At 56.6% G+C, this 18,411-nt stretch carries 14 protein-coding genes; 5 read left to right on the forward strand and 9 right to left on the reverse strand.

The genetic code is table 11. The annotated features are described in order from the left end of the window. Window positions 1-101 precede the first annotated feature (101 nt). Together IGS16_RS17280 and IGS16_RS17285 are read left to right on the forward strand one after the other, a co-directional pair. The gene (locus tag IGS16_RS17280) at window positions 102-2,153 is read left to right on the forward strand and encodes an ELWxxDGT repeat protein (protein ID WP_297087515.1); all 2,052 of its coding nucleotides are present in this window, start codon (window positions 102-104) and stop codon (window positions 2,151-2,153) included. A 559-nt stretch (window positions 2,154-2,712) separates the two neighbouring features. Continuing rightward, window positions 2,713-4,509: an ELWxxDGT repeat protein gene (locus IGS16_RS17285; protein WP_297087517.1), complete on the forward strand. Its 1,797-nt coding sequence runs from the start codon at window positions 2,713-2,715 to the stop codon at window positions 4,507-4,509. A 70-nt stretch (window positions 4,510-4,579) separates the two neighbouring features. Here IGS16_RS17285 and IGS16_RS17290 read toward each other — a convergent pair whose 3' ends face one another. Next, window positions 4,580-5,167, reverse strand: coding sequence for a DNA-3-methyladenine glycosylase (locus IGS16_RS17290; RefSeq protein ID WP_367185817.1), 588 nt, complete (start codon window positions 5,165-5,167; stop codon window positions 4,580-4,582). 345 nt (window positions 5,168-5,512) lie between these two features. Between IGS16_RS17290 and IGS16_RS17295 the strand changes: the two genes are divergently transcribed. Beyond that, window positions 5,513-5,668 carry a hypothetical protein gene (locus IGS16_RS17295; protein ID WP_297087710.1) on the forward strand — a complete coding sequence of 52 codons (156 nt, stop codon included), beginning with the start codon at window positions 5,513-5,515 and terminating at the stop codon, window positions 5,666-5,668. Window positions 5,669-5,693: 25 nt separating this feature from the next. Continuing rightward, entirely contained in the window at window positions 5,694-7,397 is a 1,704-nt protein-coding gene (locus IGS16_RS17300) for an MBL fold metallo-hydrolase (RefSeq protein ID WP_297087521.1), read from the forward strand. Window positions 7,398-7,523: 126 nt separating this feature from the next. Here IGS16_RS17300 and IGS16_RS17305 read toward each other — a convergent pair whose 3' ends face one another. The 6 genes from IGS16_RS17305 to patD all read right to left on the reverse strand — a co-directional run bounded on the left by IGS16_RS17305 (window position 7,524) and on the right by patD (window position 12,985). Beyond that, window positions 7,524-8,105 (reverse strand): Uma2 family endonuclease, encoded by a 582-nt coding sequence (locus tag IGS16_RS17305; protein WP_297087523.1) that lies wholly within the window; start codon window positions 8,103-8,105, stop codon window positions 7,524-7,526. Window positions 8,106-8,325: 220 nt separating this feature from the next. Next, a complete protein-coding gene (locus tag IGS16_RS17310; RefSeq protein ID WP_297087525.1) occupies window positions 8,326-8,901 on the reverse strand; it encodes a Uma2 family endonuclease in 576 nt (191 codons plus the stop codon). Between the two features lie 211 nt (window positions 8,902-9,112). Then, a complete protein-coding gene (gene murD, locus IGS16_RS17315) occupies window positions 9,113-10,543 on the reverse strand; it encodes a UDP-N-acetylmuramoyl-L-alanine--D-glutamate ligase (RefSeq protein ID WP_297087697.1) in 1,431 nt (476 codons plus the stop codon). A 108-nt stretch (window positions 10,544-10,651) separates the two neighbouring features. Further along, on the reverse strand, window positions 10,652-12,022 hold the full coding sequence (locus tag IGS16_RS17320) for a GH1 family beta-glucosidase (protein ID WP_297087527.1): 1,371 nt from the start codon (window positions 12,020-12,022) through the stop codon (window positions 10,652-10,654). Window positions 12,023-12,026: 4 nt separating this feature from the next. Further along, on the reverse strand, window positions 12,027-12,602 hold the full coding sequence (locus tag IGS16_RS17325) for a zf-TFIIB domain-containing protein (protein WP_297087529.1): 576 nt from the start codon (window positions 12,600-12,602) through the stop codon (window positions 12,027-12,029). After that, the gene (gene patD, locus IGS16_RS17330; RefSeq protein WP_297087531.1) at window positions 12,602-12,985 is read right to left on the reverse strand and encodes a heterocyst frequency control protein PatD; all 384 of its coding nucleotides are present in this window, start codon (window positions 12,983-12,985) and stop codon (window positions 12,602-12,604) included. Before patD ends, IGS16_RS17325 begins: the two co-directional genes overlap by 1 nt. 578 nt (window positions 12,986-13,563) lie before the next feature. Between patD and IGS16_RS17335 the strand changes: the two genes are divergently transcribed. Then, complete coding sequence (locus tag IGS16_RS17335) at window positions 13,564-15,840, forward strand: bifunctional (p)ppGpp synthetase/guanosine-3',5'-bis(diphosphate) 3'-pyrophosphohydrolase (protein WP_297087533.1); 2,277 nt, start codon at window positions 13,564-13,566, stop codon at window positions 15,838-15,840. Window positions 15,841-15,951: 111 nt separating this feature from the next. Here the strand turns inward: IGS16_RS17335 and IGS16_RS17340 are convergent, their stop codons facing one another. Then, the gene (locus IGS16_RS17340; RefSeq protein WP_297087536.1) at window positions 15,952-16,779 is read right to left on the reverse strand and encodes a PIN domain-containing protein; all 828 of its coding nucleotides are present in this window, start codon (window positions 16,777-16,779) and stop codon (window positions 15,952-15,954) included. A 3-nt stretch (window positions 16,780-16,782) separates the two neighbouring features. Continuing rightward, on the reverse strand, window positions 16,783-18,306 hold the full coding sequence (locus tag IGS16_RS17345) for a site-2 protease family protein (protein ID WP_297087538.1): 1,524 nt from the start codon (window positions 18,304-18,306) through the stop codon (window positions 16,783-16,785). Window positions 18,307-18,411 lie beyond the last annotated feature (105 nt).

The raw sequence follows: 18,411 nt of genomic DNA on the forward strand, positions 1-18,411 counted from the left end.
CGCCCTGACAGATCTGACGTTATTTACGACACACGCCAATCTCTAAAGTTACAGGAAACCGCAGGCAAACCCCCCAATCATTGCGCCTGAGAGGACAGGTTATGAGTTACTCGATTTCTCTACTAAAAGATATTTACCTTGGGATAAACAACTCCTATCCCTACGAATTCACAGTCTTCAACAATAAGCTGTTCTTTTCAGCGGAGAACAGCACCAGTGGTCGTGAGCTTTGGGTCACTGACGGCACAACTGCGGGCACCCAGCTTTTTGCAAACATCAACATTAGTAGCGATTCCTATCCCTACTATTTCAAAGTCCTCAACAACAAGCTGCTGTTTACCGCAGATAATGGCACCAATGGTCGTGAGCTTTGGATCACCGACGGCACGGCTACGGGCACGACGCTCCTGAAGGACATTAACCCTGGCGTTAATTGGTCCTCGCCTGGCAATTTCACAGTTTTCAATAACAAGCTGTTCTTTACGGCAGATGACGGCAGCAATGGCTACGAGCTTTGGGTGACAGATGGCACTACCGCAGGCACCCAGCTTTTTGCAAATATTAACCCTGGCGCTAATTCTTCCTCCCCTGCCAATTTCGCAGTTTTCAACAACAAGCTGTTCTTTACGGCAGATGACGGCATTAATGGCTACGAGCTTTGGATGACAGATGGCACAACTGCGGGCACCCAGCTTCTTGCAAACATCAATCCTGGCGTTAATTGGTCCTCGCCTGGCAATTTCACAGTTTTCAACAACAAGCTGTTCTTTACGGCAGAGGACGGCAGCAATGGCTACGAGCTTTGGGTAACAGACGGCACAGCTACCGGCACCCAGCTTTTTGCCAACATCAACCCTGGCAGCAGTTCATCCTTGCCTTACAACTTCACAGTTTTCAACAACAAGCTGTTCTTTACGGCAAATAATGGCACCAATGGCTACGAGCTATGGATGACCGACGGCACGGCTGGGGGCACCACGTTGCTCAAAGATATCAATTCTGGCAGTAATAGCTCTGAACCAGGAAGATTCATCGTCTTTAACAACAAGTTAGTCTTTGCTGCGACGGATGGCACCAATGGTCGTGAGCTATGGGTGACCGACGGCACGGCCACGGGCACGATTTTGCTAAAGGATATTAACCCGGGCAGTGGCAGTTCCTCTCCTTACAGCTTCACGATTTTTGATAACAAGCTGTTTTTCTCCGCAAACGACGGAACCCACGGGCGGGAACTGTGGGTGACCGATGGCACGGCAGCAGGCACGAAACTGGTGACCGATCTCAATCCGGGAGCAAATAGCGGTTTGGATGCTTTCAATAGCGACTTTGAGGTTTTTGGGAGCAAGCTGATTTTTAGTGGAACCAACGGCGGCTTCGGTTATGAATTGTTTGTGTTGCAGGGCAACCCGCCCAAGGCCCAGAGCGACAGCTTTGAAACCAACTTTGGAACGCCGCTGACGATTAATGTCAGCCAATTGCTGGCCAATGACACCGACCCAGACGACAGTTCCCTCAGCGTTACCCAGGTCAGCGGCGTGGTGAATGGCACGGCCGCCTTCAACGCGACTGCCGGAACCGTCGTCTTTACGCCGACAGCGGGCTTTAGCGGCTTGGCGCAATTCACCTACACCCTGACAGACGGCACAGGGCTGGCAGATACAGCGACGGTCTACGTTCTGGTTCGTCCTGCAAGTGGCAGCCCCGGCGGTCCTGGTGGTCCTGGTGGTCCTGGCGGCCCCGGCAGCCCTCCACCTGGACAAGTCCTCAACGGCAGGCGAACCGCCGATACGCTGATCGGCGGCGCAGGCGACGATACTTTGCTGGGCAATGGCGGCAACGATTTCCTGATTGGGAACGATGGAAAGGATTTGCTGGATGGCGGCAAGGGGAACGACACGCTGGTTGGCGGCTCAGGTGCAGACACCTTTGTTTTGCGGAAGGGACCCGATGTCGATCGGATTATGGACTTTGCTGACGGCATCGACAAGCTGAAACTAGCCAGTGGGCTGAACTTTAGCCAGATGAAAATGGTGCGGGGAAAGGGAGACGAAGCGGGCAATACGCTGGTTCAGGTCAGAGGAACCAACGACCTTTTGGCGGTGCTGGTTGGGGTGCCCAAGAGTGCTATCACGGTTGCAGATTTTGTATCGTAAACCCATCGCAAAGTGTGCGAACTGGGCAAAGCAAGCCTAGCACGCTGATGGTATGAGTCTTGGCAATACCGTAGGACTTACGCAGTAGAACAGTTTTTCTTTTGCAAGTGCGTAAGTCCTTTCTGTTTGGACTTTAGCTCAATCCATCTTCTGTATGAATGAATGGGTGTTTGGCAACGCTACGTAACGATTCACGCCTTCAAAAAAGACTTCATGCAGAAGGGTTATTCCATGAAGTTACGGTAAGGCTGTTTTGGTCTTTTTGGAAAATGCCCTCTTCTGGTGAATCTTCAGAGTGAAACCCTGTCTTGGGTGGCACAGATACCCTGTCTGCTGTGAGTTTTTTGGAGATGCCAAAGGATTCTATTGCAGGGACAGGGATTGAAGTTTGCAAAATCGGTTGACCGTTTTTCCTGGCTTCTCTAAGGCTAGAACGCTCGGCAAGAAGACGCTTCCCTATTGCCTGAGCCGATTGGTTGGGTCTGAGCCGATTGGTCGAGGTCGATTCTATTCCTCCTTCTTAGAGGACTCGTAGAACTTGGTAGGACTTGCATAGACTATGACTTACATCGTTTCTTTGATTAGAGACATCTACTCTGGCGCAAGCAGTTCTAGCCCTAGTGGACTTACTCGCTTCAAGGATCGGTTGTTCTTTCAGGCAACTGATAGCACCTTTGGTCGAGAACTGTGGATGACGGACGGTACGCTCGCGGGCACCCAGTTGTTGAAAGACATTTACCCAGGGGGAGAAAACGCTTTTCCGTATAACTTCACGGTTTTCAATGACAAGCTGTACTTTCAGGCAGATGATGGTGTCCACGAGGAAGAGATGTGGGTAACGGATGGAACTGCTGCGGGCACGAGCTTGCTCAAGGACATTAACATTCGGGGTCAAGGGATGACCCTCACCAATGTGGTGGTGTTGAAGAACAAGCTGTTTTTTGGGGCATTCCATCCGGGTAGTGGTTATGAACCTTGGGTTAGCGATGGCACCCCTGAGGGCACGGAGTTGCTGAAGGATATCAATCTCAGTGAAGTTTTTAGTGGCAGTTCGGCGACTGCCCTGTTTCCGCATCTTTTTGCGGTGCTTGGGGATAAGCTGGTTTTTCGGGCAGAAGACGGGATTCACGGCTTTGAGCTTTGGATCAGCGATGGCACCGCCGCAGGGACTCAGTTGTTAAAGAATATTCACCCGACGGATTCTTCCGGTCCGCTGGGCTTTACGGCCTTGGGTGGCAAGCTGTACTTTGCGGCTGACGACAACTCTAGCGGAAGAGAACTCTGGGTGACGGATGGGACTGCGGCTGGGACTACTTTGTTAAAAGATATCGACCCAGGGAGTGGCGATTCTTTTCCTGGAAACTTTACGGTCTTTAATGGCAAGCTGTATTTTGCAGCGGACGATGGCACCAATGGTAGGGAACTTTGGGTAAGTGATGGAACAGCGGCAGGCACTCAACTGCTGAAGGATATTCGGCCGGGTTCGGTTGGTTCTAGTCCAGGTAAGTTTGTAGTGTTTAACGACAAGCTGTATTTTGCAGCGGACGATGGCACCAATGGTGAAGAACTGTGGGTGACGGATGGGACTGCGGCTGGTACTCACTTGGTAAAAGATATTGCTCCGGGTAGCGGGAGTTCGCTTCCGATGGGCTTCACGGTGTTTGGGAATAGGCTTTTCTTTGAAGCTGATGATGGTGTCCACGGGCGAGAACTCTGGATGACGGATGGCACCACGGCTGGCACGAAGCTTGTCAAGGATATTCGACCTGGTAAAGAAGGGTCGTTTCCACGGGAGTTTAGTGTGCTTGGGAATAGGCTGGTGTTTCGGGCAGACAATGGTGTAACTGGCTCAGAGTTGTGGTCGCTTTCGGCCTTTAGGGGAATCAGCAAGTTTGGCAAGCGCCTCAAGGATAAGCTGGTTGGCACGGTTGCCAATGATGAGTTGTATGGACTGGGTAATGCGGATCGTTTGGTTGGTAAGAGTGGAGATGATGTCTTAGTTGGGGGGCAGGGGAATGACACGCTGATTGGCGGGGCTGGGGATGATGAGTTGGACGGCGGGCGAGGGGATGATTTGTTGCAGGGTGGACTTGGAAACGATTGGTTGACTGGCGGTAGCGGCAAGGATACTTTTGTGCTGGGACGACGGGAAGGGGTTGATCGGATTGTGGATTTTGAAGATGGGAGCGATCGCCTCCAGTTGGGCCGTGGATTGCGGTTTGAAGACCTCAAGATTATGAGAGGAACCGGTCTGGAGTCGGGTAATACGTTGATTCAGCACAAGGGGTCTAGCGAGGTGTTGGCGATTTTGGTGGGGGTTTCTAGAAACCTCATCACGGGGGCAGATTTTGTGTAACGTCCTGTGGGGTTATTTCAACTTTTCCAAAAACCTTTCAAAAACCTTTATGGTTGGCGGAAGGTTGGGGTTACCGCCTCGATACGGCTTTGCTTTCGGCAACGTACCAGCGCCAGGGGCGGTCTGCGCCTTGAGTCAGTCCGATGCGGGTGGTTTGGACAAAGGAGAGATGCCCTGCGTCGAGCTGGGTTTGGAATTTGGGCGATCGCCCCTCCAGCCATAGCCCTTGACCCAGCGCGAGCGGTGTTGCCGTCAGGCTGAGGTCAATTTGCAGGGCGCGGCAGAGCTTTCCGGGGCCCGCCGCCACGCGGTGCAGCTTGTCGCGGCCGGGGGCTAGTCCGGGCGGCATCCGGTCTAGCTCTAGTGCCCGCACCAGCACCGCACTGGGCACGCCGTCCAGATCAGTAACCACATTGAAGCAGTGGTACATGCCATAGATCAGATACACATAGGCCCAGCCTGCTGGGCCAAACATGACGGCGTTGCGGGGCGTGCGGCGGCGATAGGCGTGGCAGGCAGGGTCGCCGGGGGTATAGGCTTCGGTTTCCACGATTACGCCGCGCAGGGTTTCCCCGGTGGGCAACTGGCGCACCAGCACGCAGCCTAGCAAATCGGGCGCAACCTGGGTGGCGCAGCGGCTTAGCCAGTCGGGACTAATGCAACCTGGGGATGGTGTTGCGGTTTGGGGAGCGGGGGAAGAGGGCGATCGCACGGGCGTTTGTCTAGTGCTAAACAGATTGAGTAGGATGAAAACAGGGTTGCCAAAACCCTGCTGAGTCTAGAGAATAGCGACACTGATTTGAGTGACATGGATTCGGCAGAGGCGTAGATTTGGGGGCCAATGGCTGTGCCTCACCAATCCAGCAACCTTAAACAAACTCTAATAACCCTTGATTTCAATCATCTCAGCCTTATACTAGACCGCAAACGAGGTTAAAAAAAATGGACGTTAAACTAATTCTTCTGGGAATAACGCCGGTCTTTATTGCGGCTTGTCTCTTCTTTGGCACCCGCAACGGCTTCTACGATTCAGACAACTATCACGGCAACGGCTCTGCACACTAAGTCGCACTTTAACCGCACTCCTGTCGTGCTGACTGCGCTCTCCTGGCTGCCCCAGCCCCGCACGTCGCCCAGCCGCGTTGCGGTTTCCTCATGAGCAAGAAACGCGACCTGCTGAAGCCGTGACTGAACTTGAATGCTTGCCCTATGGTGTAGGAAACACCGATGAAGGGGTCTGTCTGCTGGTTCGGATGGGACCTCATCGGATTCTGTTGGACTGCGGACTAGAGCAGATTGAGGCGCTGACGACAGACGCTGAGCCACCTGCGGATCTGGTGCTGTGTACTCATGCCCACGGCGACCATGCGCGGGGGCTGCTGGCGCTGCACCGGGCGTTTCCCCATTTGCCCGTGTATGCCAGCGAGGTGACGGCCCAACTGCTGCCGCTGAACTGGCTGGATGAACCAGACGTGCCAGACTTTTGCCATGCGCTGCCTTGGCGATCGCCCGTCGAATTTGCCGATGGTCTCAGCGCCGAACTGATTCCTGCCGGACACCTGCCGGGGGCCGCAGCGCTCCTGCTCACCTACGCCACCTCGGAGCGCACCTACACCGTCTTCTATACGGGCGATTTTCTACTGTCCAACTCGCGGCTGGCGGAAGGGCTGCCACTGGAGGAATTGCGCGGCCTCAAGCCCGACGTGCTGATTGCCGAGGGCAGCTACGGCACGGCCCGCTTTCCCCACCGCCGCCAGCAGGAAAACCAGCTTGCAGAGCGCATCCATCAGGCGATTGCCGCTTCGCAATCCGTCCTGTTTCCCGTGCCTACGCTGGGACTGGGGCAGGAACTGCTGATCCTCCTCCGCAGTCACCACCACTTCACCGGACGGGCGATCGACATCTGGGTAGACGAGCGCATCGCCGCCGGATGCGATGCCTATTTGGAACTGCTGCATCATTTCCCCAGCAGTGTGCAAAACTTTGCGCGACACCAGTCCCTCTTCTGGGATGAACGCATTCGCCCCCATGTGCGACGGCTGCCGCTCGATCCGGGGCTGCGGCAAATCGCCCTGTCGGGCCCCACGCCTGCCATCGTGCTGACCCACTACGACACCGAACTCAGCCAATACGTCCACGCCAGCCTGCTGCCCTGGCTATTGCTGGTGCCCCAGCAGCCGGGCCGCGAAGGGGCGATCGACGCGCTCACCGAGCAGCGAATTCAAGCCTCCAAATCGCTGCGATCGCTCCTCAAATCGGGCCGCCTCACTCTCGACACCTACCTGCTGGGCGAACACTGCGACGGCATCGGCACCACCCAACTGATCCACAACCTGCGGCCCCAGCACGTCGTCCTGGTGCATGGCCCGGCCAACTATCTGGCTGACCTGGCCAGCCTGGAGGAACTGCAAAACCGCTATCACCTGCACACGCCGCTGGCCGGAATGCGCGTCGATCTACCCGTGGGTGAAACCTTCCTTCAGCCCGCCGCGCCCGAAACACAGTACGAAGGCGAACTGACCGAGTACGAAGACGGCGCACTGGTGACGCTGCCCCCGGTGCTGCTCACCGATCCGCGCTGGCAGTCCTTTGCCGACACGGGCATCGTGGAAGTGCGCTGGCAGGGCGACAGCCTGGTGCTGCGGGGCGTGTCTCAGCGAGAGTTGTTAAATCGCGGCGACGAGCCAGACATTTTGCCAGGAACCGAATGCTGCGGCAACTGCATCCACTATCGGGGGCAGCGCTGCTGGAGCCAGGCCTCGTCCCTCTTTGGCTTCAAAGTTACACCAGAAGGCTATTGTCCTGCATTCAGCCCAGTGCCGCCCGATCCTGATGAAGAATCAATGGATTTTTCCACGAACCCCATCGAGCGAGAACCCGATGAGTAGAGGAAGTTGCAGAGGGATAACGGTTCAGCGTGTCCACTGAATCCACTGAATCGGTTCCCCAGGGCGATCGCGCTTCACTTGCGCTTGACTCAATTCCCCCAAATTACTCAGCCATCGGTAGATTGCTCAGCCATCAGTTCCCGAGCCGAAAATTTGTGCGCTAGTGATTTGTAGGTCAGGAAATTGGGGCGATCGCACGACTTCCTCTCTCTGAAAGCGCTCTACTTGGGAATAAGTAGTCTCCACCAGCGTCAGAACCGTGACCACGTTGTCCTGTGGATCGACAATCCAATACTCAGGAATGCCGATGTCCTGATATTGCGATCGCTTGGCAACGTAATCGCGATCGCGCTGCAAGTCTCCGGGGCTGACGACCTCCACCACCAGCAGCGGCGGAGCCATGTTCAGCCGAATCGTGTTGCGGCTTTTGAGCAACTGAATGTGTTCTTCTCGAAGAATGGTGAGGTCGGGATAGCGGTTTTTAGGCTCCCCGCGCACTTCCAGTTCCAGCCCGTGCCCGCGGACTCGATCCGTGCCCAGGAGTATTGCAAACGCGAGAAAAAGCCGATTCGCAATTTGAACGTTTTCTCCGGACTCTGGCGGCACTTCGACTAGCTCTCCATTAAATAGTTCATACAAATTCTCTGTCTCGTCGTGATAAGACAGATACTCTTCAAAGCTGAGAAACCGGGGCCGGGTTTGAATCATGGATTGTGAACGACCAGAAGCGGGTCTGTCCTGTCTGTATCTAAATATTTAGTCTATGCGTTATTTAAAATCTACGCTTCGTCTAGATTCGGTTAGAAACCGCTTGAATGCATACCTTGGATGATTTCGCTGGGAAAGGCCCCCACTGCATGAGCAATCGCCCCTAGTTCTACACCTACCAGCCGCGCTGCCAGCCCTGCCATCAGCGGATCTTAGGGGTTTAGATCCCTGAGCCAAAGATTTGTGCGCTGGTGATTTGCAGGTCAGGAAATTGGGGCGATCGCACGACCTCCTCTCCCTGAAAGCGTTCTACCTGGGAATAAGTAGTCTCCAGTAGCGTCAGAACCGTGACCGCGTTGTCCTGTGGATCAACAATCCAATATTCAGGAATGCCGATGTCCTGATATTGCGATCGCTTGGCAATGTAATCGCGATCGCGCTGCAAGTCTCCAGGGCTGACGACTTCAATTACCAGCAACGGCGGAGCCATGTTCAGCCGAATCGTGTTGCGGCTTTTGAGAAGCTGAATGTGTTCTTCTCGAAGAATGGTGAGGTCGGGATAGCGGTTTTTAGGCTCCCCGCGCACTTCCAGTTCCAGCCCGTGCCCTCGAATTCGACGGTGCCCAACAATGGGCAAAAAGAGCGAGAACAAAAAATTTGCTATCTCCGTATTCAATCCGGACTCTGGCGGCACTTCGATTAGCTCCCCATTAAATAGCTCGTACCGATTCTCCGTTCCGTCGTCGTAGGACAGATACTCTTCAAAGCTGAGAAACCGGGGCCGGGTTTGAATCATGGATTGTAAGCGGCAGGGAGCAAATCGATCCTGGCTTCATTTTAGGCCCTGTCTAAATCTGCCAGGACTCTCTTGAATATAACGATGGGGCTGGGGGGCGATCGCCAAGCCAGATACCGTGCTTTTAGCGTTCAAAATAGTCGCGATCATCAAATAGTCGCGATCATCAAGTCATCGTTCCCCATGTCATCTAGTGATGATCTAACCAGAGCTACAGCGCCAGACACAGCGTGCGAAAGTGGTCGCCCCGCACTTCAAAGTTGGGATATTGGTCAAAGCTGGCGCAGGCGGGTGAAAAGAGGACGGTGTGGAGTCCGATTTGGGCGTTCAGCTGCTGACCAATCTCGGCGCTGCGCTTCACGGCGCGATCCAGCGTTTCCACGATTTCGTAGCGCGAGTAGCCAATGCAGTCCAGGCGTTTTGCAAAGGCTTCGGCAGCGCTGCCAATGAGCAAAACGGCGGCGGCTTTTTGCTGAATCGTGGCCAGCCAGGCGGTGTCGTCGCCTTCCTTAGCTTCGCCGCCCGCAATCAGGATGGCCGGTGCGGGCACGGCCGCCAGACCGACCTGCGCTGCGTCGTAGTTCGTCGCCTTGCTGTCGTTGATAAAGTCGATGCCCTGCCAGGTGCGGATGCGCTCCAACCGATGGGGCACACCGGGAAAGGTTTCGACCGCGTGGGCGATCGCCCCTTGCTCTACACCTGCCAGCCGCGCCGCCAGCACCGCCATCAGTAGGTTTTGGGTGTTGTGGGGGCCGACCATGTTCAGCGCGTCTATGGGAACGATGCGCTCCCCCAGGGCGATCGCCCAGCCCTCTTCTACATAGGCTCCCCGACTGGGATCGCCCAGCAATTTGTCTTTGCCTGCCGCGCTCGTCCAGCAGGCATCGGGCCAGCGGTCGGCGGTGCTGCGGAGGTAGGGATCGTCGCCGTTAAAAATTTGCAGGGGCGATCGCGCCAGCAGCGATGCCTTGATGCTGTAGTAGTTTTCCAGCGTGTAGTGGCGGCTGAGGTGGTCGGGCGTGAAGGTTGTCCACAGCGCAATGCGCGGCGCTAGGGTGGAGGAGGATTCGATCTGGTAGCTGCTGATTTCGGCGATGATCCAATCGGGGGAGTGTAGAGTTTGGATTTTGGATTTTGGATTTTGGATTTTGGAGGAAGGGGGAGCGGGGCTGCTGTGCGGTTCCCCGGCAAGATTTAGCGCGACTTCGCAGGCGGCATAGCCAATATTTCCACAGGCGGGCGCGTTTAGCCTAGCGGCTTGGAAGATGGCGGCGGTGAGGGCGGTGGTGGTGGTTTTGCCGTTGGTGCCCGTGATGGCGACCCAGGGGATGCTGGAGAGCGATCGCCACGCCAGTTCCATTTCCCCGATGGTTTCGATGCCGAGGGCGCGGGCGGTTTCCAGCGCGGGCAAGTCCCACCGCACACCGGGGCTAACGACGATCCGCTGCATCTGGGCGGGATCTGGCTCTAGCCGATGCCCCAGCAGAACGGAAATGCCCTCTGCCTGGAGGGTCTGCTGAATCGATCGCAGGGTATCGGAACTGCCAGAGTCGCTGACTGTCACCTGCCAGCCCTGCCGATGCAGCAGCCGCGCGGCAGCAACGCCTGACTTTCCTAACCCAATTACATAAGCCGACGGCATAGGCAGTGTGTCCGAATCCTGCGCTTGTGGGTAGGCGGCATTCGGCTCTTTTGCCCGAATCTTGCGCCCGGTTGTGAGGCAGAGTTGCAAAAGATGATTTTACCCCGCCTAGACCACTCGATTGTGTCGGATGCACTCGGCATACCAGTGGGCGCTGGCTTTGGGGATGCGCTGCTGGGTGTCAAAATCCACATAGGTCAGCCCGAAGCGGCGATCGTAGCCCCAGGCCCACTCAAAGTTATCCAGCAGGCTCCAGACAAAGTAGCCGCGCAGGGGGTAGCCTTCGGACACGGCGCGGTGGGCAGCTTGCAGGTGTTGCCGCAGGTACAGAATGCGATCGCAGTCTAGCACCTCTCCCTGCTCTGTCAGCACGTCTTCCACCGCGCAGCCGTTTTCCGTCACCCAGATGGGCAGTTGGCCCTGCCCCAGCACTTCGCTCACATGGCGCACACCCCAGTAGAGGCAGTCTGGCAGCAGCCATAGCCAGGGCATGTGCAGCCGGGGATAGCTGGCCGGAAAGGGCAGCGTCTCAAACCCGTCGGCGTTATCTGCCGCCCGCACGTAGCTGCCGGAGTAGACATTCAGCCCTAGGACATCCAGCGGCTGACAAATCGTTTGCAAATCGTTGTCTTGAATCTCAGGTGCGTTGGTTCCTAACTTCTCCAGCAGCAGGGGGCTATAGGCTCCAGTAAGCGCTGGAAAAAGAATGCCGCCATTGGCCCAGGCGGTGTGAAAGGCGGTTTGGGCGGCGGTGATGTGTTCTGGTGTTTCGGCAATCGGTACGGTGATGGCGTAGTTATCGACCAGCGCAACGGTGCAGGGAACGGGCGACGCGGCGCGGATAGCTTGACAGGCCAGTCCGTGTCCCAGCAGCGCGTGATGCGAGGTTTGCCACACCGCTTTTGGCGTGGCGACGACGGTTCCCGGCGCGTGGGGAGGAACCTGACCCACGCCATAGCCCAGGTGCGTGAAGCAGGCAATTTCGTTCAGGGTGATCCAGTGGGAAATGTGATCGCCCAGCCGTGCCACCACCGCCGCCACGTACTCTGCAAAGTCCTGGGCCATCTCGCGGCTGCGCCAGGAGCCGTAGCGGTCTTCTAGCGCCTGGGGACTGTCCCAGTGAAATAGGGTTGCGTAGGGCGTGATCCCGTGTTCCTCCAGGCAGTCCACCAGCCGCCGATAAAAATCCATGCCTGCCTCGTTCACTGCGCCGCGCCCGTCGGGGATCACGCGGGGCCAGGCGATGCTGAAGCGATAGTGCCTGATCCCCAGCTCCGCCATCAGCGCCACGTCTTCTCGAAATCGGTGGTAATGGTCGCAGGCGATCGCCCCAGTATCCCCATTCAGCACCCGCCCTGGCGTTTCGGCGAAGGTATCCCACACGCTGGGCTTGCGGCCCTCAGCGGCGATCGCCCCCTCGATTTGATAAGACGAGGTCGCAGCACCCCAGAAGAAGGAGTCGGGAAAGGCGTAGGTCATGCGCTCACTCCAGCCCTGCCTCGCTCCCGCCGACCCGCCGCATCAGGTAAGCTACGCCAAAATCTCCATTGGGGTGATGCTCAAGCTGCTCTGCTAGAGCAAAGACTTGCAGCGCCAGGTCTTCGCCGAGCTTGTCGATCATGGCCAGGCGCTCTCGATGCAGCATTTCGCGGGTTCGCATTCGGCTTTGCCAATCGCTAGAAAACAACTGGTCGATGATGGCGCTGATGCCCATTGCAGCGAGGGCATCCCATTCGCCGCGATCGCACCAGATGCCGCCACACTGGGGACACCGCTCGACGTAAAACGGGTTCATCGTTGCGCCCGTTTTCACCCGCGACAGAAAACCGCCGCAGTCGGGACAGAGGGCAGTCCGCACGTCCAGCGGGGCGGGTGGATGGTTGGCGGCGGCCTCCAGGCTCACGGTTTCGGGTAGGGGCTGGGGCTGACCCTGCTTCCAGTCGTGGTAATCCTCTGGCGCAATCCAGCAGCCCTCGCACACGGGGCATTGCTGAGCGGGCAGGTTTCCCCGCAGCACCACATCTACCAGTTGCACGCCCCGATCCTTCAGGCAGTCCATCATGCCTCCTCTCCCAAAACAGCATCACAATAGCGCATCAACAGGCGCAGGCGATCGCCCATCTGCTCGGCTCGCTGCCGTGCGGTTTCGGGCCGCCGCGCTGTCTGCAAAAACATCAGATCCATGTTCAACAGCCGCAGTTGCTTTGCCATTTCGGTATGCAGGGAAGTGACCTGAGCGGCGATCGCCCCCTCCAGCCTGCTCAAGTCCAGCGTCAAAACCTGCTGCTGAAACTGCGTCTGTAATCGGTCAAATAACGAGCGCAAATCTGCAACCCCTGTGGGGGCTGCCCCGTCACCCGAAACCTGTGCCAGCATAGAGGAAGAGAGCGATCGCAGGGCTTCGTAAACCGGACGATAGGTCTCCCATTCTGATAAAGCCATGACAATGTGGCAACTCTCGCCTGCATTCTTAAACGAATGTTAAGAATTCTGTATATAGTAGAGAAATAGCTGATTCAAACTCATCGCTTTGGCTCACAACCTTAAGCCAAGTGGTGTATTTGAGCGAATTTGCGCCTCAGTCTGACAGTATTTTCCTCATATCTCCAAGCCTTCAAAATCTCTCATAAATCTTTCACCTGATCTCCGCCAAAACGCTTTTATTAGTCCGGTCTATCGCGTTAATAAACGTAACTAATAAGTAAACCCCGCCTCGCGAACACCGCAGCTGGCGCGGTATTTCTGTAACTCAGAGAATTCAGAGGGCTGGTTTAGGAACTGAGGACTGTCAGAACTGCTCCAGCAACTTGATTCAATCGCCCAACAGCAACACGACCCCTCTGCGGTTTCAGCGGGTTTAATTTCCAAATCTCTTCCCAAACGTTCCCATCGAACAGTTTAATAGCTAAAATCCACCGCATCGCACAGGGAGTTTCCAGGCTCCTAGCTTTCAGTACTTTCCCTCAGCCAGGGCAATTAAATCGTATCTACACTCCCTCTCTCCTATCAGGAGTTGCCTCATGAACGCCACAACCCTCACGCTACCCACTGATGTTGAACTGCCTGACTGGCTCCGAGAATGCCTGATTTCTCATGCCTGCCCGGTCACAGGCGACTGTTCCGACAATCCGCGTTCAGATGCGTCGGTCGTCTGCGATGCCTTCAACTTTGCCTACCAGCTTCATGAGGGACAAAAGCGGGCTTCTGGCGAACCCTACATCGCTCACCCCATCGCTGTTGCAGGGCTGTTGCGCGACCTCGGAGGCAGCAGTGCCGTTATCGCCGCTGGGTTTCTGCACGATGTGGTTGAAGATACGGAGGTCACGGTTGAGGAGCTGGAGGAGCGCTTTGGCAGCGAAGTAAGCCGCCTAGTAGAGGGCGTAACCAAGCTATCGAAGTTTAACTTTGAGAGCAAAACCGAGCGCCAGGCCGAAAACTTTCGCCGCATGTTCATGGCGATGGCGCAGGATATCCGAGTAATCGTGGTGAAGCTGGCCGATCGCCTCCACAATATGCGAACCCTGGAGCATCTGCCCGATGCCAAGCGTCGCCAGATTGCTCTGGAAACTCGCGAAATCTTTGCGCCGTTGGCAAACCGCCTGGGGATTGGGCGCTTTAAGTGGGAGTTGGAAGATCTTGCTTTCAAATACTTGGAGCCGGAAGCCTATCGTGAGATTCAGTCGCTGGTGATCGAAAAGCGGGGCGATCGCGAGTCTTATTTGGAGACCACGGTGGAGGAGGTGCGCGAGGAACTAACGCGATCTGGCATTCACTGTGTTGAACTCAAGGGCCGCCCCAAGCATCTCTACGGCATCTACCAAAAGATGCAGCGGCAACAAAAGGAATTCCACGAAATTTTTGACATCACGGCGGTTCGCATTATCGTTAACACCATTGACGAGTGCTATCGCAGCTTGGCTGTGGTTCACAACCTGTTTCGTCCAATCCCCGGCCGTTTCAAAGACTATATCGGCTTGCCCAAGCCCAACCGCTACCAGTCGCTGCACACCGTTGTGATTGGTCACGGCGGCCGCCCCGTCGAGGTGCAGATCCGCACCGTAGAGATGCATCGCATCGCGGAATATGGGATTGCTGCCCACTGGAAGTACAAGGAAACGGGCAAGTCTACGGCGACGCGCTTTAGCCCCGACGACGAAAAGCTGACTTGGCTGCGGCAACTGCTGGACTGGCAAAACGACCTCAAGGACGCGCAGGAATATTTGGAAAGCGTCCGCACCAACCTGTTTGACGATGATGTGTATGTGTTTACGCCGCAGGGCGACGTGATTCCGCTGGCGCAGCGATCTACGCCGGTAGACTTTGCCTACCGGATTCATACCGAGGTGGGCAATCGCTGTGCTGGAGCCAAGATTAATGGGCGTATTGTGCCGCTGGATACGGTGCTGCGGAATGGCGACATTGTGGAGATCATTACCCAGAAAAACGCTCATCCGTCGCTGGATTGGCTGAATTTTGTGGTGACACCGGGGGCCCGCAACAAGATTCGCCAGTGGTATAAGCGGTCGAATCGAGAGGAGAACGTGCAGCGCGGGCGCGACATGCTGGAGCGGGAACTGGGCAAGAAGGGGTTTGAAGCGCTGCTGAAGTCGGAGCAGATGCAGGTAACGGCCGTGCGCTGCAACTATCAAACGCCGGAAGACCTGCTGGCGGCTGTGGGCTATGGCGAGGTGACGATTAATCATGTGCTGAATCGGCTGCGGGATGCTATCAAGGCGCTCCAGCCAGTGACTCCGGTGGCCACAACGGCGGAGGAAGAGGCGCTGCTGCTCAATCCGCCGCCGCAGCCCACGCGCCCCGCACCCAAGACGCATGATTCTCCAATTCAAGGCGTGGAAGGGCTGCTGTATCATCTGGCGGGCTGCTGTACGCCGATCCCCGGCGAACCGATTATTGGGGTGGTGACGCAGGGCAGCCGGGGCATCTCGATTCACCGCCAGGGCTGCACGAATACGGACAGCGTACCGGGCGATCGCCTCATTCCCGTCAGTTGGAACGCAGCCGAAACCACCAGCAGCCGCGCCCAAACCTATCCGGTGCAAATTCAGCTAGAGGTCATCGACCGGGTAGGTGTGCTAAAGGATATCCTCTCGCGCCTCAGCGACTACAACATCAACGTCCGCAATGCTCAGGTGAAAACCTTCCCCGGCCAGACGGCGGTGATCAATCTCGGTATCGACATTCGCGACCACAATCAGCTAGAGCGCACCTTTACCCAGATCCGCAAAATGAGCGACGTGGTGCAGCTTCGCCGCGTCAACGATGCCGAGACGGGCTGATTTTCGGTTAAGGCTCCAGGAGCAGGCTGAAAGGAGCAGACTGGGAGGTCAGACAGGGGTACGATGCTCTAAAACCGGGCAGGTTTTGCGGATTCTGCAAGCTTAAGCAACTCACTGGGGCGCGGGCTGCGTCGGGTCGAGCGGCTGCCGCAGCGGAGCCATCCATTCGGTATTGTGGATGACGCTCCACATAATCCAGGCGGCCAGAGCAAGCCCGCCAAAGGCAAGGACTAGGGAGAGTAATTGCGTAATCCAGTCGGGCAGGCTGTTATCGGCTCTGACTCTACTGCGAGAGGCACGGGACGGCGGCTGGGCGTAGCGGCGGGCGGTCATGGAGGGCGATCGCGGCGGGGTGCTTAAAGTGCCAGGGTGAACCCGGGCTGGGCTGGTTCGCACAGGGCCACTGTTGGTGGTCACTGCGGCCGCGACACCACTGGTTGCCCGAAGCTGCTGCATCTTCTGGCTGACCATCACCGGACGTTGCCCCGCCCGACACCATTGCAGCAACTCCGATGTGCGGATCGCGCATAAATTGGTCGAAGGCAACTGATAAATCCGCTGGAGCGACGACTGATCATTCGTGACCAGCACCGCCAAATGCCCCGGCGAAGACAGCGCCAAAGCATAGGCGCAGCGGGCAGAGGCCAGCGTAATGCGGGCCCGCCGAGTCAGCGCCTGTCCGGCCGCTGCCAGCGACGGGTGATGGGCGTGGGCTTCAGTAATCGTCCAGCCGCTATGGGGATAAAAATGATTGAAAGATTTGCAAAGCTCCTCCAGATCAGGATCAGGAGAGCGATCGAACAGCAGTTTCATTTCCTCATAGACGGCCTGAGGAATATACGTAGAGCCAATGCGCGAAAACTCAATCCACTCCTTGGGAGTGCTGCTGGCTAGCGCACTGATATCGAGAACCAGCAAAACTGGGGGGGTCAATGACATGCGTTAGCCTCCAATGCCCAGACGACCTGCCAATCCTGGCGTAAGGGGCAGCAATGTTGCCGCCATTAAAAACAAAACCAGCAAACCCAATGCCGCCCGCGCATCATCCGGTTCCGATAAATCTTCGAGGGCAGGGCGCTCTAGCTCACGTTGCAAAAACAAAATAAGCACGGCCCAATACAGCGCCAGGGGGTTTGTGAGAGACACTAAGCCCAGCAACACCAAGGTTGCTACCGTAGCGCGTCCAGCCGTTTTGCGCCCGTAGATCGACTGCACAATGCGACCGCCATCCAGTTGCCCAGCAGGCATCAAATTAATTGCCGTGATCACCAGCCCGATCCATCCAACGATCACTAGCGGATGTACATCTACCAGGGATTGTTGAAGGGTTGTGCCCAGAACGACTCGTGCCAGCGTGCCCACCAGGATGGAACCCTGGAAGAACTCTGATGGAATCTGAAAGACGCTACCCTGATGGGATAATGATAGACCAAGAATCAGGATTGTAAACGAAAGCAGACCGCCTGCTAGCGGGCCAGCCACAGCAATATCGAATAGGGCTTTGCGATTGGGCAGCAGCGAGGCAAATCGGGTGATGCTGCCAAAGGAGCCGAGTTGGAGCGCGGGAATGAAGAACGGCGGGCCGAGGTGGATTCCCAAATGACGGGCTACGACACGATGACCGAGTTCGTGAACCCCAAGGATGAGCAGTAGCCCCAGCGCGATGGGGAGGGCTTGCCCAAACTTTGACCAGTCTGCAAATAGGTCAAAGCTTTGCAGCAGTCCAGCAGTTTCTAAACAGGTGAGAACCGTGGCGATCGCCAACACACCCGCCAGCCCAAACTGAACCGGGGTTGCAGGGCTGGGATCGGCCGTAGCCGGGAGAACTACCACTGTGGGGCGATCATCGGGTCCGCTCAGCAAAAACAGCCGGTAGCGATCGCCCACTCGCGCCTTCAGTCGTTCCGACAGCTTTGCATGGCTCTCTGCGACCTCACCCCGCAGGTTTCCCTTGAAAATTGCGCCGTCTAGATAGGGCACGGTTTCCGTTGCAAAAAACGTGTCGATGCCAAAGATCTCGCGGATGGCGGCCAGGTCTTCGGCTGGAATTTTGGCGGGTTCGGCGCTGTCCGTTGTCGAAGGGGACGCTTGGGGTTCAGCGGTCGGAGACTGAGCATCCTCGTCGGTGTGGAAGGATTCTGCGGGGGCTGAGGAGAGGTGGGGCGATCGCGCTTCTGCGGCGGCATTTGCCTCGCCCTGTGCCCGCTTTTGATCTGCTGCCAGGGTTCGCAGCCGTCGTCCCAGGAAAATGTAGAGTCCCGTAGAAGCCACGATCAGCAGCAGCACCGCCGCCAGATTGAGATACACGCCGACAGTAAATAGCCCAAAAAACAGGAGCCAGGGCAGCATCAGCACCAGAGATTGCAGCCAGGCCAGAATGCCGACCTGTCCCATCGGACGAGCGCGATAAAAGCCCCAGCCGAGGATGGCGATCGCCGCCGCCAAAATAAGCGCAGTGAGAGGCATTTTCAGACTTTGAGAATGAGGGATAGGACGCTCAACTAAGCGATTTTGCTTATTTAATCACCCTACAGTGTTTTTGAAGCGAGTGAGTGATGCAGACGGTCAAGA

Source organism: Thermoleptolyngbya sp. C42_A2020_037, assembly GCF_015272455.1.
Classification (GTDB): domain Bacteria; phylum Cyanobacteriota; class Cyanobacteriia; order Elainellales; family Elainellaceae; genus Thermoleptolyngbya.